This is a genomic window from Pseudomonas sp. SDO5591_S426, from assembly GCF_054070755.1.
In genome coordinates this window covers 1-23,024 of the sequence record NZ_JBSVXD010000052.1, presented here as the reverse complement: position 1 = coordinate 23,024, position 23,024 = coordinate 1, and the positions used below count along the sequence as shown (strand labels likewise).

General features: G+C 58.5%; 19 protein-coding genes. 6 read left to right on the top strand and 13 right to left on the bottom strand.

The window, feature by feature from the left end:
• Positions 1-35 precede the first annotated feature (35 nt).
• Complete coding sequence (locus ACW9JC_RS13190; protein ID WP_457455272.1) at positions 36-287, bottom strand: pyocin S6 family toxin immunity protein; 252 nt, start codon at positions 285-287, stop codon at positions 36-38.
• 17 nt (positions 288-304) lie between these two features.
• A complete protein-coding gene (locus ACW9JC_RS13185; protein WP_457455281.1) occupies positions 305-1,495 on the bottom strand; it encodes a colicin E3/pyocin S6 family cytotoxin in 1,191 nt (396 codons plus the stop codon).
• Positions 1,496-1,866: 371 nt separating this feature from the next.
• Here ACW9JC_RS13185 and ACW9JC_RS13180 point away from each other — a divergent pair, with 371 nt between their 5' ends.
• On the top strand, positions 1,867-2,748 hold the full coding sequence (locus ACW9JC_RS13180; protein ID WP_457455271.1) for an RHS repeat-associated core domain-containing protein: 882 nt from the start codon (positions 1,867-1,869) through the stop codon (positions 2,746-2,748).
• A gap of 179 nt (positions 2,749-2,927) precedes the next feature.
• Here the strand turns inward: ACW9JC_RS13180 and nhaA are convergent, their stop codons facing one another.
• A complete protein-coding gene (gene nhaA, locus ACW9JC_RS13175; protein WP_457455270.1) occupies positions 2,928-4,115 on the bottom strand; it encodes a Na+/H+ antiporter NhaA in 1,188 nt (395 codons plus the stop codon).
• 248 nt (positions 4,116-4,363) lie between these two features.
• Here nhaA and ACW9JC_RS13170 point away from each other — a divergent pair, with 248 nt between their 5' ends.
• Complete coding sequence (locus ACW9JC_RS13170) at positions 4,364-5,461, top strand: PLP-dependent cysteine synthase family protein (protein ID WP_457455280.1); 1,098 nt, start codon at positions 4,364-4,366, stop codon at positions 5,459-5,461.
• A 139-nt stretch (positions 5,462-5,600) separates the two neighbouring features.
• On the opposite strand, the gene ACW9JC_RS13165 is transcribed toward ACW9JC_RS13170, so the two are convergent.
• The 3 genes from ACW9JC_RS13165 to ACW9JC_RS13155 all read right to left on the bottom strand — a co-directional run bounded on the left by ACW9JC_RS13165 (position 5,601) and on the right by ACW9JC_RS13155 (position 8,741).
• Positions 5,601-7,214 carry an NAD(P)/FAD-dependent oxidoreductase gene (locus ACW9JC_RS13165; protein WP_457455269.1) on the bottom strand — a complete coding sequence of 538 codons (1,614 nt, stop codon included), beginning with the start codon at positions 7,212-7,214 and terminating at the stop codon, positions 5,601-5,603.
• A 95-nt stretch (positions 7,215-7,309) separates the two neighbouring features.
• Positions 7,310-7,975, bottom strand: coding sequence for a COG3650 family protein (locus tag ACW9JC_RS13160; RefSeq protein WP_457455268.1), 666 nt, complete (start codon positions 7,973-7,975; stop codon positions 7,310-7,312).
• A 169-nt stretch (positions 7,976-8,144) separates the two neighbouring features.
• Positions 8,145-8,741 carry a short chain dehydrogenase gene (locus ACW9JC_RS13155; RefSeq protein ID WP_457455267.1) on the bottom strand — a complete coding sequence of 199 codons (597 nt, stop codon included), beginning with the start codon at positions 8,739-8,741 and terminating at the stop codon, positions 8,145-8,147.
• 106 nt (positions 8,742-8,847) lie between these two features.
• Here ACW9JC_RS13155 and ACW9JC_RS13150 point away from each other — a divergent pair, with 106 nt between their 5' ends.
• Positions 8,848-9,756, top strand: coding sequence for a LysR family transcriptional regulator (locus ACW9JC_RS13150; RefSeq protein WP_338585122.1), 909 nt, complete (start codon positions 8,848-8,850; stop codon positions 9,754-9,756).
• 172 nt (positions 9,757-9,928) lie between these two features.
• Here ACW9JC_RS13150 and ACW9JC_RS13145 read toward each other — a convergent pair whose 3' ends face one another.
• The 5 genes from ACW9JC_RS13145 to ACW9JC_RS13125 all read right to left on the bottom strand — a co-directional run bounded on the left by ACW9JC_RS13145 (position 9,929) and on the right by ACW9JC_RS13125 (position 14,932).
• Positions 9,929-10,630, bottom strand: coding sequence for an ABC transporter ATP-binding protein (locus ACW9JC_RS13145; RefSeq protein ID WP_020798122.1), 702 nt, complete (start codon positions 10,628-10,630; stop codon positions 9,929-9,931).
• Positions 10,631-11,398, bottom strand: a complete 768-nt coding sequence (livG, locus tag ACW9JC_RS13140) for a high-affinity branched-chain amino acid ABC transporter ATP-binding protein LivG (RefSeq protein ID WP_338585124.1) — start codon at positions 11,396-11,398, stop codon at positions 10,631-10,633.
• Entirely contained in the window at positions 11,395-12,651 is a 1,257-nt protein-coding gene (locus ACW9JC_RS13135) for a high-affinity branched-chain amino acid ABC transporter permease LivM (RefSeq protein WP_338585125.1), read from the bottom strand. The genes livG and ACW9JC_RS13135 overlap by 4 nt, the downstream gene beginning before the upstream one ends.
• Positions 12,648-13,571 carry a high-affinity branched-chain amino acid ABC transporter permease LivH gene (gene livH, locus ACW9JC_RS13130; protein WP_007947264.1) on the bottom strand — a complete coding sequence of 308 codons (924 nt, stop codon included), beginning with the start codon at positions 13,569-13,571 and terminating at the stop codon, positions 12,648-12,650. Before livH ends, ACW9JC_RS13135 begins: the two co-directional genes overlap by 4 nt.
• A gap of 233 nt (positions 13,572-13,804) precedes the next feature.
• A complete protein-coding gene (locus ACW9JC_RS13125; RefSeq protein WP_338585126.1) occupies positions 13,805-14,932 on the bottom strand; it encodes a branched-chain amino acid ABC transporter substrate-binding protein in 1,128 nt (375 codons plus the stop codon).
• 350 nt (positions 14,933-15,282) lie between these two features.
• On the opposite strand from ACW9JC_RS13125, the gene ACW9JC_RS13120 reads away from it, so the two are divergent.
• Positions 15,283-15,588 carry a DUF2288 domain-containing protein gene (locus tag ACW9JC_RS13120; RefSeq protein WP_448106624.1) on the top strand — a complete coding sequence of 102 codons (306 nt, stop codon included), beginning with the start codon at positions 15,283-15,285 and terminating at the stop codon, positions 15,586-15,588.
• 293 nt (positions 15,589-15,881) lie between these two features.
• On the opposite strand, the gene ACW9JC_RS13115 is transcribed toward ACW9JC_RS13120, so the two are convergent.
• Positions 15,882-18,083 carry a hypothetical protein gene (locus tag ACW9JC_RS13115; protein WP_338585128.1) on the bottom strand — a complete coding sequence of 734 codons (2,202 nt, stop codon included), beginning with the start codon at positions 18,081-18,083 and terminating at the stop codon, positions 15,882-15,884.
• Positions 18,084-18,282: 199 nt separating this feature from the next.
• Here ACW9JC_RS13115 and ACW9JC_RS13110 point away from each other — a divergent pair, with 199 nt between their 5' ends.
• Positions 18,283-19,179, top strand: coding sequence for an NAD(P)-dependent oxidoreductase (locus tag ACW9JC_RS13110; RefSeq protein ID WP_457455266.1), 897 nt, complete (start codon positions 18,283-18,285; stop codon positions 19,177-19,179).
• Here the strand turns inward: ACW9JC_RS13110 and ACW9JC_RS13105 are convergent.
• Positions 19,136-21,352 carry a putative bifunctional diguanylate cyclase/phosphodiesterase gene (locus ACW9JC_RS13105; protein WP_457455279.1) on the bottom strand — a complete coding sequence of 739 codons (2,217 nt, stop codon included), beginning with the start codon at positions 21,350-21,352 and terminating at the stop codon, positions 19,136-19,138. The genes ACW9JC_RS13110 and ACW9JC_RS13105 overlap by 44 nt on opposite strands.
• A gap of 282 nt (positions 21,353-21,634) precedes the next feature.
• Between ACW9JC_RS13105 and ACW9JC_RS13100 the strand changes: the two genes are divergently transcribed.
• The gene (locus ACW9JC_RS13100; protein ID WP_457455265.1) at positions 21,635-22,984 is read left to right on the top strand and encodes a spinster family MFS transporter; all 1,350 of its coding nucleotides are present in this window, start codon (positions 21,635-21,637) and stop codon (positions 22,982-22,984) included.
• Positions 22,985-23,024 lie beyond the last annotated feature (40 nt).

Genomic DNA, 23,024 nt, shown 5'->3' with positions numbered 1-23,024 from the left:
AGGTAGCTGGTCGGGGTTTTTTTGTGAAGTTTTACTTAGGTGCTAGCGCGCGTACCGATGAAGTATTCCAGCCCAGCCGGGAAATCGGTTTTGAGTAAATCTGCAATCTGTCGGACCTGATATTGAGTCAGTTCCAGTTCACCGGGCTCCAAGTCTTCAAGGGGCTTTGATTCGGTTAATTGAGCCAGAGCCTGGTTTACTTTGTAGTCTTTGATAGCTAGTTCGAACTGCAATGTGTCGTCATGCTTCTCATCAGGGTAAAAACCGGTAATGGAAAGGTAGCGCATGTTATTTCTCTCTAGGGTCACTTTGGAGTCTTCCTTCCTGGCTTAGCGTCCTTTGTTCGCTCTCCCGTTAAATGATTGAATTCGCCCAGATGTATTCCTAATTTATCGTACATCTCGACTGCGCCACTTTTGGAGTCCCACTCGTATATCCGTCCTTTGCGGTCGACCCAGCGAGCTCGTCTTTTACCTCCGCCCTGAACGGAAGCTTTCGATTTCACTCGGGTGACGTCAGGGAAAGCTGGAAGTGTTTCCGGATCATCGTAGTACTTATGATCCCCCGGCATGCTCATTACGATGTACACCGGCTTCACTAACGACCCCACCGGAAACACAAGAATGAAATCCTTGTACTCAGGCGGATAAACCGGGTTGACGATGATTCCGTCCGCCTGTTTCGTCGGCGGGTAAACCCAAATGTGCGGGGCTTGTGGCGCCGCTTCCAGCGCGGGGATGCCACGGATGTCGGAGCCGTCTTCGGCTGGGGTCCAGATCAGTTCGATGCTGTCGCCGAGATCGGCGACGTATTGGCTGTCTCGCAAAGCGATCTGCACGACATCGACCATTTCCCAATCGCGATTCTTGCCGGTGTAGAAGCCGTAACCCTTGAGGCTGCCGTCGGTTTGTTGTTCAACGCTGAGGCGAACGCGGGTGCGGGCCTGTTTGAGGGCGCGGAGTTGGTCTTCGGTGTAGAGGGCGCTGTCGCCGAGGCTGGGCGTCCAGAAAATCGCGACCAGACCGCCAAGAGCAGCAGACGCGGCAGGCCCGACGGCACCTATTGCCGGGACGACAAGAGAGGGAATGCGTAGCGCCAGTTGGCCGATGCCAAGAGCAACGGTGCTCCCACTGATCGTTTCCAGGTTCAGCAAACCGCCATCGTCTGCCTCGCGAGCCCCGAGCCAGACGATCTCGCCGTAGTCCTTCAGGCTATCGGTCGGCACCATTCCCGAGGGATTGGTGTAATTGATGACCGCGTCGGGCAGCTTGCAGGATTTGGCGAATACGCATCCGACTTGAACAGGTTTCTGTTCGGCCTCGGTAACCTGGAGCTTGCGCATGTAGTCGTCTTGCCTGGCGAGCATGGCCTCGTAGGCAATTTGCCGAGCTTCGCGTTCAGCCAGTTCGCTGGGCGTCATGAAGCGATAGGTGACGTGATGCCCGTCACCCGATGGCGGGTTTTTAACCCGGGGAATGTCCTTGTTGCCAGCCACTGATTGTCCTTGTGTGTTCATCCATCGGCAGCCCCTTGAAAGGGCTGCACGACATTAACGAACGGGACAAAGCGTGGCTGTAGGACGCGTCTTGAAAGACGTTAGGAGTTGTCTCCGATTCTCAGAACGGCAGGGTGGTGGTCGCTGACGGTGTACTCATGAGGCTCCCTACCTATCAGTTCTGATAGTGGCTAGAACCGGTCGGATGTATGAGAGTAAGAGACTGATTCGAGGATCCGTCCAGGAGGTTACTTGTGCATAGGCAAAATCAAACGTTGCTCAGTCGCTATCGGTACGATCCAGTGGATCGTTTATCTGAGTGCACGCTGGCAGTTAAGGGAAACACGCGACGGTTTTACGCACGAGATCGCTTGGCCACCGAGATCGAAGCAGCGTTGCAACGTACGATTATTCAGCATGAGGATCAATTGTTGGCCCAACAAATGCGCCAGACTGCTTCAGTCGCAACGTCATTGCTGGTCACGGATCTACAGCGTTCGGTATTGAGCGTACTTGATGCGGAACGTCGATCGAGTTCGCTTGTTTACACGCCTTATGGTCACCGCCCTTTGGAAGGCGGCTTACTCAGCTTGCTCGGGTTTAATGGTGAACGGCCGGATCCGGTGACTGGGCATTATTTGTTAGGAAATGGTTATCGAGCATTTAATCCGGTATTGATGCGATTCAATAGCCCGGACAGCTGGAGTCCATTTGGTAAAGGGGGGATAAATGCATATGGCTACTGCGGTGGAGATCCATTTAACCGTGAGGACCGGACGGGGCATGTTTGGAATTTTCTAAAGCCCTTTCTTAGAGCGTTGGGTATCATCAGCAAATCGAAGAAAACGGCGAATACCGTTTCGACACCCCTAAGTAGCGCAAATTCTCCGAAAGCGATATTCCAGGCTGACGGAGGTGCCAAATTGTCTCCGATGGAAGTGCCGACTCAGGCGACAAGTATTTCTCGTAAAATTGGTACTTCAGATGCTGCAGTTAAAGCCAAAAGTACATTCACCCGTGCTGATGTAATCACTAAGAGTGAAAATTTAAGTTCAGTTGATGTCGTCGACAAGCAAGACCGATTGATTATGAAATATCCGTTAGAAAATCGTCAGAGCGTCCACGTCAGATTTACGATTAATGCATTAAATGAGCAGGTCTCAAATGCAGAGCTGTCAGACGCCATTAGACTCGGTGCTGGTCTGCCGTATCCACAGAATGGATGGCGTTACACTTTAAAAAATCTAACCTAACTTGGGACGGTTGAAGTGGGTAATTTTTAATCACCATGCTTGGCGTTTTGCCTCTCACTGACTGTTCTTGTACGTTCATCCATCGGCAGCCCTCTGAAAGGGCTGCACGACGTTAACGAACGGGACAAAGCGTGGCTGTAGGACGCGTCTTGAAAGACGTTAGGAGTTGTCCCTGTTTCTTAGGAGGGCAGGGCAGTGTTCTTGCGACTTGCCATCGCAGTCACCGCATAACCGATCAATGCAGCCAGAATCGAGCCAGTCAGAATCCCCATGCGGTCCATTCCGGCGTAGTCGCTGACACCCGGCTCGAAGGCCAGGGAGCCGACGAACAGGCTCATTGTGAAACCAATGCCGCAGAGAATCGCCACGCCCAGGATCTGGCCCCAATTGGCGCCTTGGGGCAGGGCGGCGATGCCGATTTTTACCGCCAGCCAGGTCAGGCCGAACACACCGACGGCTTTGCCCAGCAACAGGCCGACCGCGATGCCCATCGGTACGTCGTGGGTGAAGCTGTCGACGGTGACGCCGCTCAAGGACAGGCCGGCGTTGGCGAAGGCGAACAGCGGCAGGATGCCGTAGGCCACCCACGGGTGCAGCGCATGTTCGAGGGTCAGCAGCGGCGAAGGCTCGGCGTTTTTCGTGCGCAACGGAATGCAGAATGCCAGGGTCACACCCGCCAGCGTGGCGTGCACACCGCTCTTGAGTACGCAGACCCACAGGATCAAACCAATGATCATGTAGGGCCCGAGCTTGACCACGCCGAGCCGGTTCATACCGATCAGCGTCGCGATGCAAGCTGCGGCCAGCGCGAGGGACAGGGTCGACAGTGCGCCGGAATAGAAGATCGCAATGATGATGATCGCGCCGAGGTCGTCGATGATCGCCAGGGTCATCAGGAACAGCTTCAGCGACACCGGAACCCGTTTGCCCAACAGTGCCAGCACGCCAAGGGCGAAAGCGATGTCGGTGGCGGTCGGGATTGCCCAACCGCTCAGGGCCGCCGGGTTATCGCGGTTGAGGAACCAGTAGATCAGCGCCGGCACGACCATGCCGCCGATGGCCGCCGCACCGGGCAGGACAATCTGTGACGGCTTGGACAGTTGTCCGTCGAGAACTTCACGTTTCACTTCCAGCCCGATCAGCAGGAAGAACATCGCCATCAGGCCGTCGTTGATCCACAACAGCAGTGGCTTGGCGATCTGCAAGGCGCCGACCTGGGCGACCACCGGGGTTTCCAGCAGGCCGTTGTACAGCCACGACAGTGGCGAGTTGTTGATGATTAGAGCCAGAACTGCCGCAGCGATCAGTAACAGACCGCTGGCAGCTTCCAACTGAAAGAAACGCGTGAAAGTGCTACGCAGAGGCAAGGTCGCTCTCCATCTGTGAATTCAAAGGGTGTTACACCCTAACAATTGCTGTTAGTTGTTAAAACAAAAGTTATATTCTTTTTTGTTATATGTCGTTACAAGCGATCCAAGGCTACGGACCTGAGCCTAGCAGTTGCCAAGCGTATTGGACCTCAGCTGTATCTGTGCGTGATGTAGGTTTTTTCCTAAGCTTTAAGGCTGAGCCTTGCACCGAGAGGCCGACCTCTGCCCGATTCAACGAGAAAACCATCATGAGCGACAACCGACAGTGGTCCCGCGAAGCCATCCGGATCATCGAAGCCGACTTCCAGCGCAGCGCCGACACCCATCTGATCCCATTGCCGCTGCCGGGTTTTCCGGGCATCGAGTTGTACTTCAAGGATGAATCCAGCCATCCCACCGGCAGCCTCAAGCATCGGCTGGCGCGTTCGCTGTTTCTTTATGCGTTGTGTAACGGCTGGCTCAAACCTGGAGCGCCGGTCATTGAAGCGTCCAGCGGTTCGACGGCGATTTCCGAAGCGTACTTCGCGCGCATGCTCGGCTTGCCGTTCATTGCGGTGATGCCGGCAACCACGTCCAAGGAAAAGATCGCGCAAATCGCCTTTTACGGCGGGCAAAGCCACCTGGTGGACGACCCGACGCAGATCTACGCCGAATCCGAGCGACTGGCCCGTGAGCACGACGGGCATTTCATCGACCAATTCACCTACGCCGAGCGCGCGACCGACTGGCGGGCGAACAACAACATCGCCGAGTCGATCTTCCAGCAGATGCGTTTCGAACAGCACCCGGAACCGAGCTGGCTGATTTCCAGCCCCGGCACCGGCGGCACGACTGCGACGCTGGGCCGCTACGTGCGTTATCGCCAACACGGCACCCGAGTGCTGTGCGCCGATGCCGAGCGCTCGGTGTTTTTCGATTACTACCAGACCGGCGATGCCAGCATGCGTCTCGACCATGGTTCGCGCATTGAAGGCATTGGCCGGCCGCGGGTGGAAGCGTCGTTTTTGCCCAAGGTGATCGACGCGATGGTCAAGGTGCCGGATGCGTTGTCGCTGGCGGCGATGCATTACCTGGCTGAGCGCTTGGGTCGGCACGTAGGCGGATCAAGCGGGACCAATCTGATCGGCGCATTGATGGCGGCTCAGCACATGAAAGCGGCGGGAGAGGCGGGGTCGATGGTGGCGATTCTGTGTGACAGCGGCGAGCGTTATGCCACGACCTATTACGATCCAAAATGGCTCAAGGCACAGGGGTATGAGCTGAGCGGGTTGATTGATGCGGTGAGGGCGACGGTTGAGCGCGGTGAGGCGCTACCGGCTTCGATTTTGCGCGCCAATATCTGAACTCATAGACGCTGAGTAAACCTGTGTGCGGGCTTGCCCGCGATGGCGGCATCACATCCAACAAATTTGTTGGCTGATCTAACGCTATCGCGGGCAAGCCCGCTCCCACAGGGTTTTGTGTTGTATCAGATAGTGTTGATCAGGCTTCCAGGCCGAGGATATCCCGCGCCACAGCCTCGGCAATCCGAATCCCGTCGACACCTGCCGACAGAATCCCGCCCGCATAACCCGCGCCTTCACCGGCCGGGAACAAGCCCTTCACGTTCAGGCTTTGCATCGACTCGTTGCGGGTGATCCGCAATGGCGATGAGGTACGGGTCTCGATCCCGGTCAACACCGCGTCGTGCAACGAGTAACCGCGGATCTGCTTCTCGAACGCCGGCAATGCTTCGCGAATCGCTTCGATGGCGAAGTCTGGCAAAGCCAAGGCCAGATCGCCCAAGGCGACACCCGGCTTGTAGGACGGTTCGACGCTGCCCAGCTGGGTGGACGGCTTGCCGGCGATGAAGTCGCCAACCAGTTGCGCCGGGGCTTCGTAGTTGCTGCCGCCCAGCACAAAGGCGTGGGACTCCAGGCGCTCCTGCAATTCGATGCCGGCCAGCGGGCCGCCCGGATAATCGACTTCCGGGGTAATCCCGACGACGATCCCGGAGTTGGCGTTACGTTCGTTACGCGAGTACTGGCTCATGCCGTTGGTCACAACACGATTTGGCTCGGAAGTCGCCGCCACCACGGTACCGCCCGGGCACATGCAGAAGCTGTAGACCGAACGGCCGTTCTTGGCGTGGTGCACCAGTTTGTAGTCGGCGGCGCCGAGTTTCGGGTGGCCGGCGTACTTGCCCAGGCGCGCGCGGTCGATCAGCGATTGCGGGTGCTCGATACGGAAACCCACCGAGAACGGTTTGGCCTCCATGTACACGCCGCGACCGTGGAGCATGCGGAAGGTGTCGCGGGCGCTGTGGCCGAGGGCCAGGATCACGTGTTTCGAATGAATCTGCTCGCCGCCGTTGAGTTCGACGCCGACCAGTTGGCCGTCTTCGATCAGTACGTCGGTGACGCGCTGCTGGAAGCGCACTTCACCGCCGAGGGCGCGAATCTGCTCACGCATGTTTTCCACGACACCGGTCAGTCGGAACGTGCCGATGTGCGGTTTGCTGACATAGAGGATTTCTTCCGGCGCGCCGGCCTTGACGAACTCGTGCAGGACTTTGCGGCCAATGAATTTCGGGTCCTTGATCTGGCTGTAGAGCTTGCCGTCGGAGAAGGTCCCCGCGCCGCCTTCGCCGAACTGCACGTTGGACTCGGGGTTGAGCACGCTTTTTCGCCACAGGCCCCAGGTGTCTTTGGTGCGCTGACGCACTTCGGTGCCGCGTTCGAGGATGATCGGCTTGAAGCCCATTTGTGCGAGCAGCAACCCGGCGAAAATCCCGCACGGACCGAACCCGACGACGATCGGGCGAGCGCTCAGATCGGCCGGTGCCTGGCCGACTTCCTTGTAGCTGACATCCGGTGCCACGTTGACGTTACGGTCATCGGCGAACTTGTGCAGCACCGCCGCCTCATCGCGAACTTCGAGGTCGATGGTGTAGATGAAACACAGTTCGGAGGACTTTTTACGCGCATCGTAGCTGCGCTTGAACAAGGTGAAATCGAGCAAATCATCGCTGGCGATGCCCAGACGCTGCACGATGGCAGGGCGCAGGTCTTCTTCGGGATGGTCGATCGGCAACTTGAGTTCGGTAATTCGTAACATGGCGGGATCCGGTTCGCGGGGCGCACAACTGCGCCAGGGCGTTTGAAGCCGGCGATTATAAGCTCCAACGGCCCCGCCACGTGAGGCTTAAACGATCAGTCGTCGCGCGATCCGCCGAAATACCCGCAACCGCGCTGCACCTGGCCATCGATACGCAGTTCGGCTGTCATGTGCTGAATGCTGCCGGTGCTGCTGTCGACGCAGCGCTGCGGTGCGACCCACAGTTCGATGTGCTGATTGTTGGCTTCGGTGCTGAGGTTGAAGCGACCATCGCCCAGTTGCTCTTCGACGTAGGGCACGGCCAATGGCGGCTGGCCCGCGCGGTCGATCACCATGCCTTTGCCGCTGACTTTCACGTTCCACTCCGGGGCGTGGCCGGCGGCGCGCAGGATCAGCAGCTTAAAGTTGGGATCTTCACAGGCATTGCCCGAGCGCTCGACACGGTACAGCGTTTCCAGATCAAGCTGGCCGTCGCCGTTGCCGGCAACGATCCGCCCGCGCACATCGGCGAACAGCTTGCCCTGGGCATCGGCCAGGCTCGCGGCCTGTTGCAGCACGCTGGTGCCGCCCGTGTCGTTGACCACATAACGACGCTGGTCGCCGCACGGCTGGAACATCAGCTTGCCGTCCGCCGCCGTCAACTGGCCTTGCATGCGGGTCTGGCCAACGTGGGAGGCGCTTTCACGCGAGCCATCCAGCAACTGGCAGGCGGCGAACAGCGGAAGCAGGGCAACAAGGACTAGGGAACGGGCAACACGCATCTTGGGGTCTCCTGACAAGTGCCGCCACGTTACTCAGGCTGACCGTTCATCACAACCCGTTATCGTTTCCACTTTGTATGGATACTGAAAGATCGCAGCCTTCGGCAGCTCCTACTGGAAACACGCATACCTCTGTAGGAGCTGGCGCAGCCTGCGATCTTTTTGATCTTCAGATGTGAAAGGTCTGACCCGTTTGCAGGCCTTCGACACTTTTGGCGTAGGCCAGCGCCACATCCGCTGCAGGAACCGGTTTGTAACCACGGAAGTACGGCGCGTATTTGCCCATGGCTTCGACCAGGACGTTGGGGCTGATCGAGTTCACTCGCAGGCCGCGCGGCAGTTCGATGGCCGCGGCGCGGACAAAGCTGTCCAGCGCACCGTTGACCAGTGCTGCCGAGGCGCCGCTGCGAATCGGGTCGTGACTGAGCACGCCGGTGGTGAGGGTGAACGACGCGCCGTCATTGGCGAACTCGCGGCCGATCAGCACCAGGTTGACCTGACCCATCAGTTTGTCCTTCAGGCCCAGGGCAAAACTCTCTTCGGTCATTTCGGCCAGCGGTGCGAAGGTCACGTTGCCCGCAGCGCAGACCAGTGCGTCGAACTTGCCGGTCTGCTCGAACAGTTTGCGAATCGAAGCGCTGTCGCTGATATCCACCTGAAAATCACCGCTGTTGCGGCCGATGCGGATGATTTCGTGACGTTGCGACAGTTCTTTGTCGACGGCCGATCCGATGGTGCCGCCCGCGCCGATCAAAAGAATTTTCATGGGTACTGATCCTCAAGTGGGTTGATTGAGGTTTCAGTTTAGAGTGGTTTTTTCTGTGGATAAGCGTGCTAATAGGCAACCTTTGGTTTTCTATTGGAAACAATCCATGAGCGAAATGGATGATCTGGCGGCGTTTGCGGTACTGGTCGAGGCGGGCAGCTTTACCTTGGCCGCTCAGCAACTCGGTTGCAGCAAGGGGCAATTGTCCAAGCGCATCAGTCAGCTGGAAGCGCAGTTTTCCGTGGTCCTGTTGCAGCGCACTACACGGCGCTTGAGCCTGACGGCGGCGGGCGCGGCGTTGTTGCCACAGGCCCAGGCACTGGTGGTTCAAGTCGAACGGGCGCGTCAGGCGCTGGCGCGGTTGAAAGACGACATGGTCGGTCCGGTGCGCATGACGGTTCCGGTGTCGCTCGGGGAAACCTTTTTCGATGGTCTGTTGCTGGAATTCTCCGCGAAATACCCGCAGGTGCAGATCGAGCTCGATCTCAGTAACAACTATCGTGACTTGTCCCGCGAAGGCTTTGATCTGGCGGTTCGCTCCGACGTCGGAAATGACGAGCGTCTGGTTGCGCGGCCGCTGTTGGCTTGGCACGAGCTGACCTGCGCCAGCCCGGCATACCTTGAGCAACATGGCGAGCCCTCGACCCCGCAGTCCCTGGCTGAGCACCAATGTTTGCTCAATAGCCACTACAGCGGCCGCGAAGAATGGCTGTATCACCAGCAACATGAATTGCTGCGGGTGCGTGTGTCGGGACCGTTCGCCAGTAACCATTACAGCCTGCTCAAAAAAGCTGCACTGGCCGGTGCCGGCATTGCGCGCCTGCCGTCCTATTTGCTACCGGCGGAATTGGCTGACGGCCGTTTACGCTGGCTCCTGCGCGATTATCAGACCCGGAGCATGCCGATGTACCTGGTGCATCCGTATCAGGGTGGATTGCCAAAACGCACGCAGGTGTTGGCGGATTATTTGATGGGGTGGTTCAAGAGGAGTGGGGAGGCGCTGGACAGGCTTTGAACCCCCACGGACCTTGTAGGAGCTGCCGAAGGCTGCAATCTTTTGATCTTGATTCTCTGAGAACAAGAAAGATCAAAGTAAAAAGATCGCAGCCTGCGGCAGCTCCTACACCGATCTTATTCGCAGGCATAAAAAACGGCCCGAAGGCCGTTTTTTTGTTTACCGCAAAGGCTTAGCCGCCGAGGTACGCATCGCGCACTTTCGGATCGGTCAGCAGCGCTTCGCCGGTGCCTGTCATCACTACCCGGCCGTTCTCCAGAACGTAGGCACGGTCAGCGATTTTCAGTGCCTGGTTAGCGTTCTGCTCGACCAGGAACACCGTCACACCGTCCTTGCGCAGCTGTTCGATGATATCGAAGATCTGCTGGATGATGATCGGCGCCAGACCCAACGAAGGCTCGTCTAGCAGCAGCAGCTTGGGTTTGCTCATCAGCGCACGGCCGATCGCAAGCATTTGCTGTTCGCCACCGGACATGGTGCCGCCGCGCTGGCTGAAGCGTTCTTTCAGGCGTGGGAAAAGTCCGAGGACCTTGTCCATCTGTTCCTGATAGTCGCCTTTCGCCGTGAAGAATCCGCCCATGGACAGGTTCTCTTCCACGGTCAGCCGGGAAAACACCCGACGACCTTCCGGCACCACGGCGATGCTCTTGCGCATGATCTGCGAAGAGTCCTGACCCACCAGTTCCTCACCCATATAGCGGATGCTGCCGCTGTGGGCGCGCGGCGAACCGCACAGGGTCATCAGTAGCGTGGACTTGCCGGCACCGTTGGCGCCGATCAGGGTCACGATCTCGCCCTGGCGGACTTCGACGTTGACGCTGTGCAGGGCCTGGATCTTGCCGTAGAAGGTGGAAACGTTTTCGAACTGCAGCATTTACGCTTCCCCCAGGTAGGCTTTGATCACTTCAGGATTGTCGCGGATCTGTTCCGGCGTACCGTCGGCCAGAGGCGTGCCCTGGTTGATCACGACGATGTGGTCGGAAATGCTCATGACCAGTTTCATGTCGTGTTCGATCAGCAGCACGGTCACGTTGTGCTCTTCACGCAACATGCTGATCAGCGCTTTCAGGTCTTCGGTTTCCTTCGGGTTCAGGCCGGCGGCCGGTTCGTCGAGCATGAGGATCCGCGGGCGGGTCATCATGCAGCGAGCGATTTCCAGACGACGTTGCTGACCGTAGGCCAGGGTGCCGGCCGGGCGGTTGGCGAACTCTTTCAGGTTGACCTTTTCCAGCCAGAACTCGGCGAAGTCCATGGCCTCGCGCTCGCTTTTGCGGAACGCCGGGGTCTTGAACAGGCCGGACAGGAAGTTGGTATTCAGGTGACGGTGCTGGGCGATCAACAGGTTCTCGACCGCGGTCATGTCCTTGAACAACCGCACGTTCTGGAACGTACGCACCACGCCTTTGAGGGCGATCTTGTGGCCCGGCAGGCCTTCAATCGCCTCGCCGTCGAGCAGGATGCTGCCGCCGCTCGGCTTGTAGAAACCGGTCAGGCAGTTGAATACGGTGGTCTTGCCGGCGCCGTTGGGGCCGATCAGGGCAACCACTTGTTTCTCTTTGACGCTCAAGGCCACGCCGTTGACCGCCAGCAAGCCGCCGAAGCGCATGCTCAGGTTTTCTACTTTAAGGATCTCGCGGCTCATTTGCGCAGCTCCATGTGAGGACGTTGCATGGGCAGCAGACCCTGAGGGCGCCAGATCATCATCAGTACCATCAAGGCACCGAACATCAACATGCGGTACTCACTGAACTCACGCATCATTTCCGGCAGCAGGATCATCACCACGGCAGCGAGGATCACGCCCAGCTGCGAGCCCATGCCACCCAGCACCACGATGGCGAGGATGATCGCCGACTCGATGAAGGTGAAGGACTCCGGCGTCACCAGACCCTGACGGGCCGCGAAGAAGCTGCCGGCGAAACCGGCGAAGCTCGCGCCCAGGGTGAAGGCCGACAGTTTGATGATGGTCGGGTTGAGACCCAGTGCACGGCAGGCGATTTCGTCTTCACGCAACGCTTCCCAGGCACGACCCAGAGGCATGCGCAGCAGGCGATTGATGACGAAAAGTGCACCGAGAGCCAGCAACAGCGCAACCAGGTAAAGGAAGATCACCTTGTTGATCGAGTTGTATTCCAGGCCAAAGTACTCATGGAACGTCTGCATGCCTTCGGCAGCTTTGCGTTCGAACGTCAGGCCGAAGAATGTTGGTTTCTCGATGTTGCTGATGCCGTTCGGACCACCGGTGAGACCGGTCAGGTTCCGCAGGAACAAACGGATGATCTCGCCGAAGCCCAAGGTCACGATCGCCAGGTAGTCACCGCGCAGACGCAACACCGGGAAGCCCAGCAGGAAGCCGAAAGTGGCCGCCATCAGGCCGGCGATCGGCAGGCAGATCCAGAAGCTCAGGCCGTAGTAGTGTGACAGCAGCGCGTAGCTGTAGGCGCCTACGGCGTAGAAGCCGACGTAACCGAGGTCGAGCAAGCCGGCGAGGCCGACCACGATGTTCAGGCCCAGGCCCAGCATCACGTAGATCAGGACCAGCGTCGCAATGTCCACCGCGCCACGGGAGCCGAAGAACGGCCAGACCAGCGCGCCGGCGATCAGCGCAATGATGATCCAGCGTTGCGTGGTCGGCAGGGTCAGGAAATTGCTGGCCTTGGCCGGAATCAGCGGCATGCTTGGCGAGGAGCGCCAGGCCGAGCTGATCTGCTGGTCGAACAATACGCGCAGGAACATCAGCACCGAACAGACGGCGATGGTGATCAGGGTAGCGTTGCTGGTGCCATGAACTTCGAGGTTGATGCCGACGATGGTCAGCTTCAGACCCAGTACCGGGTAGGCAACGGCCCACACCAGCAAGGCGCTGAACAGCGCCTGTTTAAGATTCCTAGTCATACTTTCTCAACCTCCGGACGGCCCAGCAGGCCGGTTGGCCGGAACAACAACACCAAAACCAGGAGACCGAAGGCCACGACGTCCTTGTACTGGTCGCCGAAGATATCGGCACCGAAGGCTTCTGCCACACCCAGTACCAGACCGCCGAGCATGGCGCCCGGAATACTGCCGATACCGCCCAGTACTGCTGCGGTGAAGGCCTTGAGGCCGACCAGGAAACCGGCGTTCGGGTTGATCACGCCGTATTGCATGCTCAGCAGCACGGCCGCGATGGCCGCCAGCGCGGCACCGATGACGAAGGTCAGGGCGATGATGTTGTTGGTGTTGATACCCAGCAGGTTGGCCATCTTGATGTCTTCGGCGCAGGCGCGGCAGGCGCGACCCAGGCGAGAGCGGGAGATGAACAGCGTCAGGCCGAGCATGGCGACCAGGGTCACCACGAACACCACGATTTGCATGTAGGAAATCAGCACTTCATGTGCGCCACCTGGCCCGAAGGCAAAGTTGCCCGGAATCAGGTTGGGGATGGATTTGTCCTTGGAGTCTTGCGCCAGCAGAACCGTGTTCTGCAGGAAGATCGACATGCCGATGGCGGAAATCAGCGGGATCAGACGGTTGCTGCCGCGCAAGGGGCGGTAGGCGATCCGTTCGATGCTGTAGCCGTAGGCACTGGTGACGACAATGGTCGCCAGGAAAGCGGCGGTCATCAACAGCGGAACACTGTCGAGTCCCAGCATGGCCAGCCCGGCGATGGCGATGAACGCCACGTAGGAACCGATCATGTACACCTCGCCGTGGGCGAAGTTGATCATTCCAATGATGCCGTAAACCATCGTATAGCCGATGGCGATCAGGGCATACGTGCTGCCAATGGTCAGGCCATTAACCAGCTGTTGGAAGAAGTGATAGATGTCAGGCATTACAGCGCTCCTAAAAACCTGATACGCATTTCACTGGTGGAGTCATTTTCCCGCCCGAGCCCCGTGGATCTGCATCCACTTCGAATTCGGGGTTTGCCAGCGAACCGCTGATGACGGTTTTGAGATTTTCAGGTGGGGAGACTAGCGGATCACGCCAGCGCGGCCCAGGTACGTTCGTAAAACAAAGCCCACGGCACGCCGTGGGCTTTATTGGCAGTCAGTCAGGCAAGGCCTTACTGAGGCTTGGCTTCAGTTTTTGGTTTGCCGAAGTGCCACTCGTAAACCACAAATTTGAAGTCCTTCAGATCGCCTTTCTCGTCGAAGCTCAGGTCGCCGGTAGGGGTTTTGAAGGTGCCGGCGTGGATGGCAGCAGCCACTTTGGCGGTGTCTTCAGACTTGGCAGCCTTGATGCCGTCGGCGATCACTTCCACAGCCGAGTAGGCCGGGAATACGAACGGACCGCTCGGGTCTTCTTTCTTGGCCTTGAACGCGTCAGCCAGGGCAATGTTGGCAGGATCCTGGTCGAAGGATTTCGGCAGGGTCACCAGCAGGCCTTCGGAAGCGTCCTTGGCGATCTGCGAAATGGAGTCGTTACCCACGCCTTCCGGACCCATGAACTTGGCTTTCAGGCCTTTTTCCGCGGATTGACGCAGGATCAGACCCAGCTCCGGGTGGTAGCCGCCGTAGTAGACGAAGTCGACGTTGGCTTGCTTGAGCTTGGCGATGATCGAGGAGAAGTCTTTGTCGCCGGCGTTGATGCCTTCGAACACGGCAACCTTGGTGCCTTTCTTCTCAAGAGTGGTTTTAACGGCGGTAGCGATGCCTTCACCGTATTGCTGTTTGTCGTGCAGAACAGCAACGATCTTCGGTTTTACGAAGTCGGCGATGTAGTTACCGGCGGCAGGGCCCTGGGCGCTGTCCAGACCGATGGTGCGGAACACCATTTTGTAACCACGGGCGGTGATGTCCGGGCTGGTGGCAGCCGGGGTGATCATGATCACGCCTTCGTCTTCGTAGATGTCCGAAGCCGGTTGAGTGGAGCTGGAGCACAGGTGGCCGACCACGAACTTGACGCCGTCGTTGACGACCTTGTTCGCTACCGCTACCGCTTGTTTTGGATCACAGGCGTCATCGTATTCAACGGCTTCGAGTTTCTTGCCGTCTACGCCGCCTTTGGCGTTGATCTGTTCGATGGCCATTTTGGCGCCGCTGAACTGCATGTCGCCGTATTGGGCTACAGGACCGGTTTTAGGGCCGGCGATGCCGATCTTGATGGTGTCAGCTGCGAACGAATGGCTGGCAACCCCGGCCAGAACCATAGCGGCAAACAGTTTGGAAATCTGCTTAGTAGCCTTAGTCATAGTGCTCCACTCTTACTGTTGTAGTTTTTATAGTCCTGGCGCCGTAGGCGATAGAACCGGGTCAGATATCTACGACATCCCCCGGAAATGCCCCTCGGCAACTGTACCGGTACAGTGTAGAGCGCCGATTGTCAGCCTGGGAAGCTGGCGCCAGGGGGCAAAACTTGGGGGTGTCGCCTTTTTGAAAGAAAAAGACAGAATTGCGGCGGGGGTTTGACGGGCTTATAGCCAGATTCCGTGCATTCCTTGGCTTTCCTGCGCTTTTCGTTCAGTGATGCAAATTGCATCTGGGTTTTTCTGCCGGACCACCGACGTTATCATTGCGTCGATTTCTTTTCCGGACCGGACCCATGACTGAAGAACCTAGCACCCTCTATGCCAAGCTGCTTGGTGAAACCGCATCTATTACCTGGAAGGAGTTGGAGCCGTTCTTCGCCAAGGGTGCCCTATTGTGGGTCGACCCAAGCCTGGATTTGATCGCGGCGGCTGAGGCTGTAGCGACTGATGAAGGCGAGAAAGTGGCTGCCTGGCTGGCCGAAGACAAGGTCGCGAAGCTGTCTGAAACGCGGGCGCTGGATCTTTTCGAACGTGATCCAGAGTTGTGGGCAGTGGTCGTTTCGCCGTGGATTATGATCCAGGAAAGAGCGGAGGCATGAATGTGCGCACCTGTTTGGTGCGCGCTGCTATCCGGTAAAAGTGTGTAGCCGAGTAGCGTGATGGCACGTTGCCGTAGAGAAAGGCCACAGCCTCACGGTGACGTAAACGTAACGGGAACAGTTGAGCGAGCAGCCTGAGGGCTGCTTAATTGTTTCTGGATGTTGGTATGACTGAAATTTTCAGTGAATTTCAGGGCCTCATCGCTGGCAAGCCAGCTCCCACAATGTCCGGAGCGTACACCACGAACCTGTGGGAGCTGGCTTGCCAGCGATTGGGGCAACTCGGTTCTGGATCAGACCGAAAACGTCTTGCCCGTATGGTTATTCAACGAAATAACCTTGGTCTTGCCAATGCGATGACGATAGATCTCGCGCAGGTACTTGATCGCTTTCTTCACGCAATCGCGCGACAGGCGGATGTCGTTGATCGAGACGAACTTGTCCTTGTCGTTGATCAGTTCGCGGTACTTCTTCTCGTACATCGGTTTGATCGCGTACCAGTTGGTATCGAGGATCTTCGCCGGGTTCTCGAACTCATTGAGCAGGTCGTCGATCAGGTCTTCGTCAAAGTGTTCATTGATGATGAAGTCCAGGATCGAGTTGTCCAGCGTCTCGTCGAAGCGGTACGGGTTTTTCGCGAAGCAACGTTTGATGAACGCCACGATCAGCGTCAGGAAATCGTCGGACAGGCATGGGCTCTTGGCGATCAGGGTGGTCAGCGACAGGTTGGCCGAGGCGCCGATCACCAGCGCGTAGCGCTTGAGCGTGGTGTTGGGGAACAGGCTGTTGAGATGAGTCTTGAGCCGGTTCAGGTCCATGTAGGACAGCTTGTAATCCTTCGGCAGCGAGACGATCGACACCACCGACGAGCAGTTCTTGAAGAAGTGCAGGTCGTGCAGGGCGGCGGCGTCATAACCCGAATTCTTGTACTGCTCCAGCGACGCGCGGTAGCGCTTGGATTCGATCGGCAGCAGGCTGATGCCTTCGATGGCCTGGGTGACTTTGTTGAAGTGCGGCAGGTCGATCGAACGGAAGAACAAGTCGTCGATGTTCAGGCGCTGTGGCTCTTTCTCGAACACCTTGAATTTGTCGCTGCTCGGCGGCGGTGTTTCCGGCACCACGGATTCGGCGTAGGCAATCGCCACCGGCCCCGCCAGACTCATGAACAGGTCGTTGGCGTCCAGGCGAATGGTTTCGCCGATGTCGATGCCGGCACGGCGGAAATAGTTCTGGTCGTAATCAGTCGTGACCGCTTGCGCCGTCAGAATGTTGAAGATCTGCTGCGAGATGTACTGGTTGGCGTGCTTTTCCATCGCATTGACATCAATGTTCTGGATGTTGCCGTCATCATTTTCTTCGGCATAACGCATGATGTCGTTGGAGATCAGCATCATGGCGTTCCATGGGCGGATGCGGCCCATGACGCTGGCTTCGCTGCTGTCTTCATTGGCGAAGTTGTAGGAGAAGTCCCATTCCTCCGACAGGTATTTGCACAACAGGCGACCGGCGTTGATGTGCAGCGCTTCGGACATTTCGCTGCGGTGATCGGAAATGTTCGGCAGGACGCAGATGCCGCTGGTGAAGATCGGCTCGAAGACGAACGAATGACCGCTCTTGCCGTCGTGCTCGTCCATCGGCTTGGTGTCGAACGTCTTGTTCATGTACGAGTGCTGTTGGGCCAGGCCGAATTCGGAAGCCATACCCGAACCGGTACCGCCGCCGGCACTGAAGATCGAGAAGTACAGGCGCGACTGGTTGGCCTTGATGCCGCAGCTGTCGATCAGGTACGAGTGAATCATCTTCCAGTCGGGGCTGGAGAAACGCTGGGTGTCCTTGTTCAGGATGATCTTGGCCAGGTACTGGCCGAGGATCGGCGCGTTACCGGCACCACCGGCGTGGACTTCCGACAAGTCCATGATTTTCATTTTGCTGTAGTCGCGCAGGAAGCCGCTTTTTTCGCCCTTGCGCGAGAAACGGATGCGACCGGCGATGTCTTTGTCCAGGTCGCCGAGCATGACCAACGGCTCCACCAGGAACACCGGTTTGGTCGCCTTGTTCGGAATCAGGCGCAGGCTGTTGCGAATCCACTTTGCCGGGCTGTAGCCCTTTTCGGCGTAGCGTTTGTCCGGCGACAGGCGGTCTTCGTTGTTGAATTCGTTGAGGTAGAACTTGCGGGCGTTGTACACCAGCTCCGCGACATCCAGCGCAATGTTCGAACCGCAGCGGCCCAGGCCGATCAGGCACACCGACGGGAATTCCTGATCGCTGTGCTGTTCACTGTCGCCTTCCAGGTGGGGCGCGCGCGGGAACACCATGTCGCGCAGGCCGTCGAGGTTATCGAGGATGCGGTCGGTGTTGGTTTCGGTGAAGTACAAATATTGCTGGGTCGCCAGCGGGCGCGACGGCGTCAATGGCTTCGACGGTGCGGGGCTGTTCGCCGCTGGGCTCAGCGTCAGATCGGAAATCGCAGTGGCCGGGGTATTTTTAGAAGTCATTGTTCGCCATGTACCTGGGCTGGTTGGTCGGGCGACACGCTGTCGTCGAACCGTCACGGAATGAGAACTCGCGTCTTTTATCAGCGCGTATTTGGCCCAAGCGTCAGAGCCATGGCCTGAGCGTCGCTCGGGGGAATCCTTTCCTAAGTCATGATAAATCGGCCAAGATTCGCCGATCTTTAATCAAAAAGGAGGCCAAATGATGTCAACGCTACCTTCGTTGGGGTTTGCCGGGATCGGATTGATGGGACTGCCAATGTGCCGGCGTTTGCTGGCCGCGGGTTATCCGCTGACGGTATGGAACCGCAATCCCGCCAAATGTGCGCCACTGGTCGAGGCCGGCGCGCGTCAGGTCGCCACTCCAGCCGAGTTGTGCCAGCACGCCGACGTGGTGATGTTGTGCCTGGCCGACACTTCGGTGGTGCACGACGTGGTGTTTGGCGCGAACGGCGTTGCAGAGGGAGCGAAAAGCGGCCAGGTGCTGGTGGATTTTTCCAGCCTGGAACCCACCGCGACCCGGGAAATGGCGGCAACCCTCGCGAGCAAAACCGGCATGAGCTGGCTGGATGCGCCGGTGTCTGGCGGCGTGGTCGGCGCCGAGGCCGGTAGCCTGGCGATCATGGTCGGTGGTGAAGCGTCGGATCTTGAACGCGTCAAACCGGTACTGCTGAGTCTGGGTCAGCGCGTGACACACATGGGGGCGGTCGGAGCCGGGCAGGTGACCAAGGCCTGCAATCAGATGATCGTGGCCTGCAACGCATTGGTGATTGCCGAAGTGGTGGCGCTGGCGGAGCGATCCGGGGTCGATGCGAGCCTGATCGCCGAGGCGCTGGCCGGAGGTTTTGCCGATTCAAAACCCTTGCAGATCCTCGCCCCGCAAATGGCCGAAAGCCGTTTTGAACCGGTGAAATGGCATGTTCGCACCTTGCTCAAGGATCTGGACACAGCAGTGAAGTTTTCCCGCGAGCAAGGCTCGGCAACACCGGTCAGTGGCCTGGCGGCACAGCTGATGCGGTTGCATGGTGGGCAGGGAAATCTGGAAAAAGACCCGTCTACATTAGTGCGGATGTACCGTGAACCAGACTCAACGTCGTGACGGTATAAGAGCGCTGGCGCTGGTTGATTTCGTTCAGTACCGGATGCAGTTCGGTTAGTGGCACCGGGCGACTGAGCAGGTAGCCCTGGACAAAGTCACAGCCGTGGCTTTCGAGAAACTGGTATTGCTCGAAGGTTTCGACGCCCTCGGTGACCACATCCAGGTGCAGGGTGTGGGCCATGGCGATAATTGCCTGGACGATTTCCATGTCCTGGGTCGACCTGGGAATGTCCTGAATAAACGAACGGTCGATTTTCAATGTGTTGAGCGGTAAGCGCTTGAGGTAGGCCAAGGACGAGTAACCGGTGCCGAAATCATCGATCGACAGCGACACGCCCAAGGCGCGAATCTGTCGCAGCAGCTCCAGCGTGTCGGCGATGTTGCCCATCAGCGCATTTTCGGTGACCTCCAGCTCCAATCGCTGCGGCGCTACCCCGGCGCTGCGCAATGCCTGCTCGATTTGCCCCGCCAGTTCTTCGCGGGCCAGGCTCAGGGGCGAGCAGTTCACGGCGATTTTCAACTCTTCGCAACCCTGACGCGATAACTCGCCCAGATCCTCACAAGCCTTGCGTAATACCCAGTTGTCCAGTTCGATGATCAGGCCGTTGGCCTCGGCGATAGAGATGAAACGGTCCGGGGCGAGGAAGCCGTGAACCGGGTGTTGCCAGCGAATCAATGCCTCAAGTTTGCTGACCTGGCCGGTTTTCAGGTCGTAGATCGGTTGGTAATAGAGCATCAGGCCGGCGTCTTCGCGCAGGGCGTGGCGCAGTTCTTCTTCCAGTTGCAGTTCCAGCGTGGCACGGGCCTTGAGGTTGGCGCTGAAGAAATTCAGGCCGTTGCGACCGCTGCCCTTGGACTGATACAGCGCCAGGTCGGCATTTTTCAGCAGCTCATCACAGGTCTTGCCGTCTTCGGGAAACAGACTGATACCGATGCTGGTGGTCATGACCATGCGCCGCCCGGCCAGCTCGATCGGCTCTTTCATTTTTTGCATGATCCGCTGGGCCATGTGTCGCGCTTCTTCGCGATCGTGCAGGTCGATGAGCATGCAGAACTCGTCGCCGCCGAAGCGCGCCACCACATCGTCGTGGCTGCGCACCGAGCCTTTGATATGGCCGGCGAGCACCTTGAGCAATTCGTCGCCGGCATCATGACCGAGGCTGTCGTTGATGCGTTTGAAATGGTCGATGTCGAGGAACAGCACGGCGAGCATGCCGCCATCGTGGGTTTTCTCGCTGAGCTTCTCGGCGAAGAGCTGGTTGAACCCACGGCGGTTGATCAAGTTGGTCAGCGGATCGTAGTGCGCCACCTGTTGCAGGGACATGCGCGCCTGATCCAGTTGGCTGAGCAGTGAATTGACCCGCTGCAGGTCATGTTCCTTGTGTTGCAGTTTCTTGTCCGCCAGCGCTGCGCTGATGCTGCTGCCGATGATCAGCAGCGTCATGACGGCCACCGTCAGGCCCAGTTGCAGGTGATTGTTTTCCCCGGGCTGGGTCAGGAGGCTGCCGGTGGGCAGCACCAGATTGAAGGCGGCCATGCCGGTGAAATGCATACTGATGATGCCGGCCCCGAGCACCAGGCTGGCGCTGTACTTGAGCAACTGATGGAACATGCCGGTGCCGTTGCGCAGGTAGGTCGCCAGCAGCAATGCGGCCAGGCTGGCGCCGATCGCGATTACGATAGACAGGGTGAACAAGCCAGGATGGTAATAGGCCGTCGCCTGCGAGCGCAGGGCGGACATGCCGACGTAATGCATGGTGGCAATGCCCAGGCCGATCAAGACCGAAGCCTTGAGGCATTGCCAGAAACTCAAGACGGGGCGGCTGAGCGTATGCATTGCCAGCCACGATGCGAGCAGGGCGATCAACAGGGAAATCAGCGTGATGGGCAGTTGGTAGTGCACGTTGATGGGCGCCTGCAATGCCAGCATGCCGATGAAGTGCATGGCCCAGATTCCGCCGGCCAGACATCCGGCACCGACCCAGCGCCAAAGCCTGCGGGAGGCGGGTTTTTCCGCATGCGCGACGCGCTCGGCCATGTCCAGTGTGGCAAAGCTGCCAGCACAGGCGACCAGAAAAGCCAGCAGCACCAGAAAAGGGTCATGTATGCAGTTGAGCACGACCTGCCCACTCTCTGGCAGCTCGGTGAGGAAATGCAGACCAAGCCACTCCATAGCACGCCCCATCGTTGTTTCCCTGACCGGCGCAAAGGAGCGCCAGCGAACGTCTTGAAGTATAGAGGCCACGGGGGGAACGCAAGCGGTAGTGGCAAATTGGTCTCTACCATTTTGGAATGGGCGTTAGAGCGTTTGGAAATAAAATGTTGCATGGGCCGCGCCGGGCTCCATGAGCCGGTATCAGCTTTACGAATAATTACAGACAGCGTTCACCGGCCTGACTAGATTGCAGATTCCGGGAGCAGCGAAGCCCCCTCATAACAATAAAGAGACGGACCCATGCAGAACTCGACCCAAGCGGCGAATGCCTGGCGCATTCTGTTCCTGCTGTTCCTGGCCAACCTGTTCAACTTTTTTGACCGCACCATCCCGGCCATCATCATCGAACCGATCCGCATGGAATGGCACCTCAGCGACTTTCAACTGGGGATCATCGGCACTGCCTTCACCATCGTCTATGCCATTGCCGGCCTGCCCCTGGGGCGGATGGCTGACACGGGCTCGCGCGCCAAACTGATGGGTTGGGGGCTGGCGGCGTGGAGCGGATTGACCGCGGTCAACGGCATGGTCGGCAGTTTCTGGAGTTTCCTGATCGTGCGCATGGGCATCGGCATCGGTGAAGCCAGCTACGCGCCGGCCGCCAACTCGCTGATCGGCGACCTGTTCCCGGCCCATCGCCGGGCGCGGGCCATGGGCATTTTCATGCTCGGGCTGCCGCTGGGGCTGTTGCTGGCCTTCTTCACCATCGGTGCGATGGTCAAGGCGTTCGACAGCTGGCGCGCACCGTTTTTTATTGCCGCGGTGCCGGGGCTGATCCTCGCGGTCTTCATGTTTTTCATCAAGGAACCGAAACGCGGCGCCGCTGAAAGCGTGCAAGTCTCGCAAGAGCGCGTGGACCGGCCCATTCGCCGTGTTCTGGCAGTGCCGACCTTCTTGTGGCTGGTAATGGCCGGGTTGTGCTTCAACTTCGCTACCTATGCCTGCAACTCGTTCCTGGTGCCGATGCTGCAACGTTATTTCCTGATGCCGTTGCAGGAAGCGGCGGTGGCGACCGGGATTATCGTCGGCGTGACCGGGTTGGTCGGCCTGACTTTGGGTGGCTGGATCGCAGACAAGATCCACCAGCGTGTCGCCAATGGCCGTCTGCTGTTTGCGGCGTTCAGTCTGATCATCTCCACCGTGTGCACGGCGTGGGCGCTGCACTCCGGTCGCATCGAGATCGGCGTGTTTGTCGCGGTGTTCAGCCTGGGCTGGTTGTTCGCCTACAACTTCTATACCTGCGTGTACACGGCGATTCAGGACGTGGTCGAGCCGCGCCTGCGGGCTACGGCCATGGCGCTGTTCTTCGCCGGGCTGTACCTGTTGGGTGGTGGGTTGGGGCCGGTGGTTGTCGGCGCGTTGTCCGACCATTTCGCCCATACGGCGATGCTCGCGGCGGGTGCCGAACAGATGACCGAAGCGTTCAAGGCCGTCGGCCTGCATGATGCGATGTACCTGATCCCGGTGGCGCTGTTTTTCACCATGGTGTTTCTGGTACTGGCTTCGCGGTGTTTCGTGCGCGATGCCCAGCGGATGAAGGATGGGTTGGTTGGCGTGGTTGAGCCAGAGGTTGCAGCGGCGCCTGCTTAAGATCAAAAGATCGCAGCCTTCGGCAGCTCCTACATGTGAT

Coding starts and splice junctions, on each gene's coding strand:
- ACW9JC_RS13150 (WP_338585122.1), top strand. CDS start 8,848: ATGAGCGAAATGGATGATCTGGCGGCGTTTGCGGTACTGGTCGAGGCG.
- ACW9JC_RS13165 (WP_457455269.1), bottom strand. CDS start 7,214: ATGTTACGAATTACCGAACTCAAGTTGCCGATCGACCATCCCGAAGAA.
- ACW9JC_RS13115 (WP_338585128.1), bottom strand. CDS start 18,083: ATGACTTCTAAAAATACCCCGGCCACTGCGATTTCCGATCTGACGCTG.
- ACW9JC_RS13135 (WP_338585125.1), bottom strand. CDS start 12,651: ATGACTAGGAATCTTAAACAGGCGCTGTTCAGCGCCTTGCTGGTGTGG.
- ACW9JC_RS13120 (WP_448106624.1), top strand. CDS start 15,283: ATGACTGAAGAACCTAGCACCCTCTATGCCAAGCTGCTTGGTGAAACC.
- ACW9JC_RS13125 (WP_338585126.1), bottom strand. CDS start 14,932: ATGACTAAGGCTACTAAGCAGATTTCCAAACTGTTTGCCGCTATGGTT.
- ACW9JC_RS13190 (WP_457455272.1), bottom strand. CDS start 287: ATGCGCTACCTTTCCATTACCGGTTTTTACCCTGATGAGAAGCATGAC.
- ACW9JC_RS13160 (WP_457455268.1), bottom strand. CDS start 7,975: ATGCGTGTTGCCCGTTCCCTAGTCCTTGTTGCCCTGCTTCCGCTGTTC.
- livG (WP_338585124.1), bottom strand. CDS start 11,398: ATGAGCCGCGAGATCCTTAAAGTAGAAAACCTGAGCATGCGCTTCGGC.
- ACW9JC_RS13110 (WP_457455266.1), top strand. CDS start 18,283: ATGATGTCAACGCTACCTTCGTTGGGGTTTGCCGGGATCGGATTGATG.
- livH (WP_007947264.1), bottom strand. CDS start 13,571: ATGCCTGACATCTATCACTTCTTCCAACAGCTGGTTAATGGCCTGACC.
- ACW9JC_RS13155 (WP_457455267.1), bottom strand. CDS start 8,741: ATGAAAATTCTTTTGATCGGCGCGGGCGGCACCATCGGATCGGCCGTC.
- ACW9JC_RS13105 (WP_457455279.1), bottom strand. CDS start 21,352: ATGGAGTGGCTTGGTCTGCATTTCCTCACCGAGCTGCCAGAGAGTGGG.
- ACW9JC_RS13100 (WP_457455265.1), top strand. CDS start 21,635: ATGCAGAACTCGACCCAAGCGGCGAATGCCTGGCGCATTCTGTTCCTG.
- ACW9JC_RS13145 (WP_020798122.1), bottom strand. CDS start 10,630: ATGCTGCAGTTCGAAAACGTTTCCACCTTCTACGGCAAGATCCAGGCC.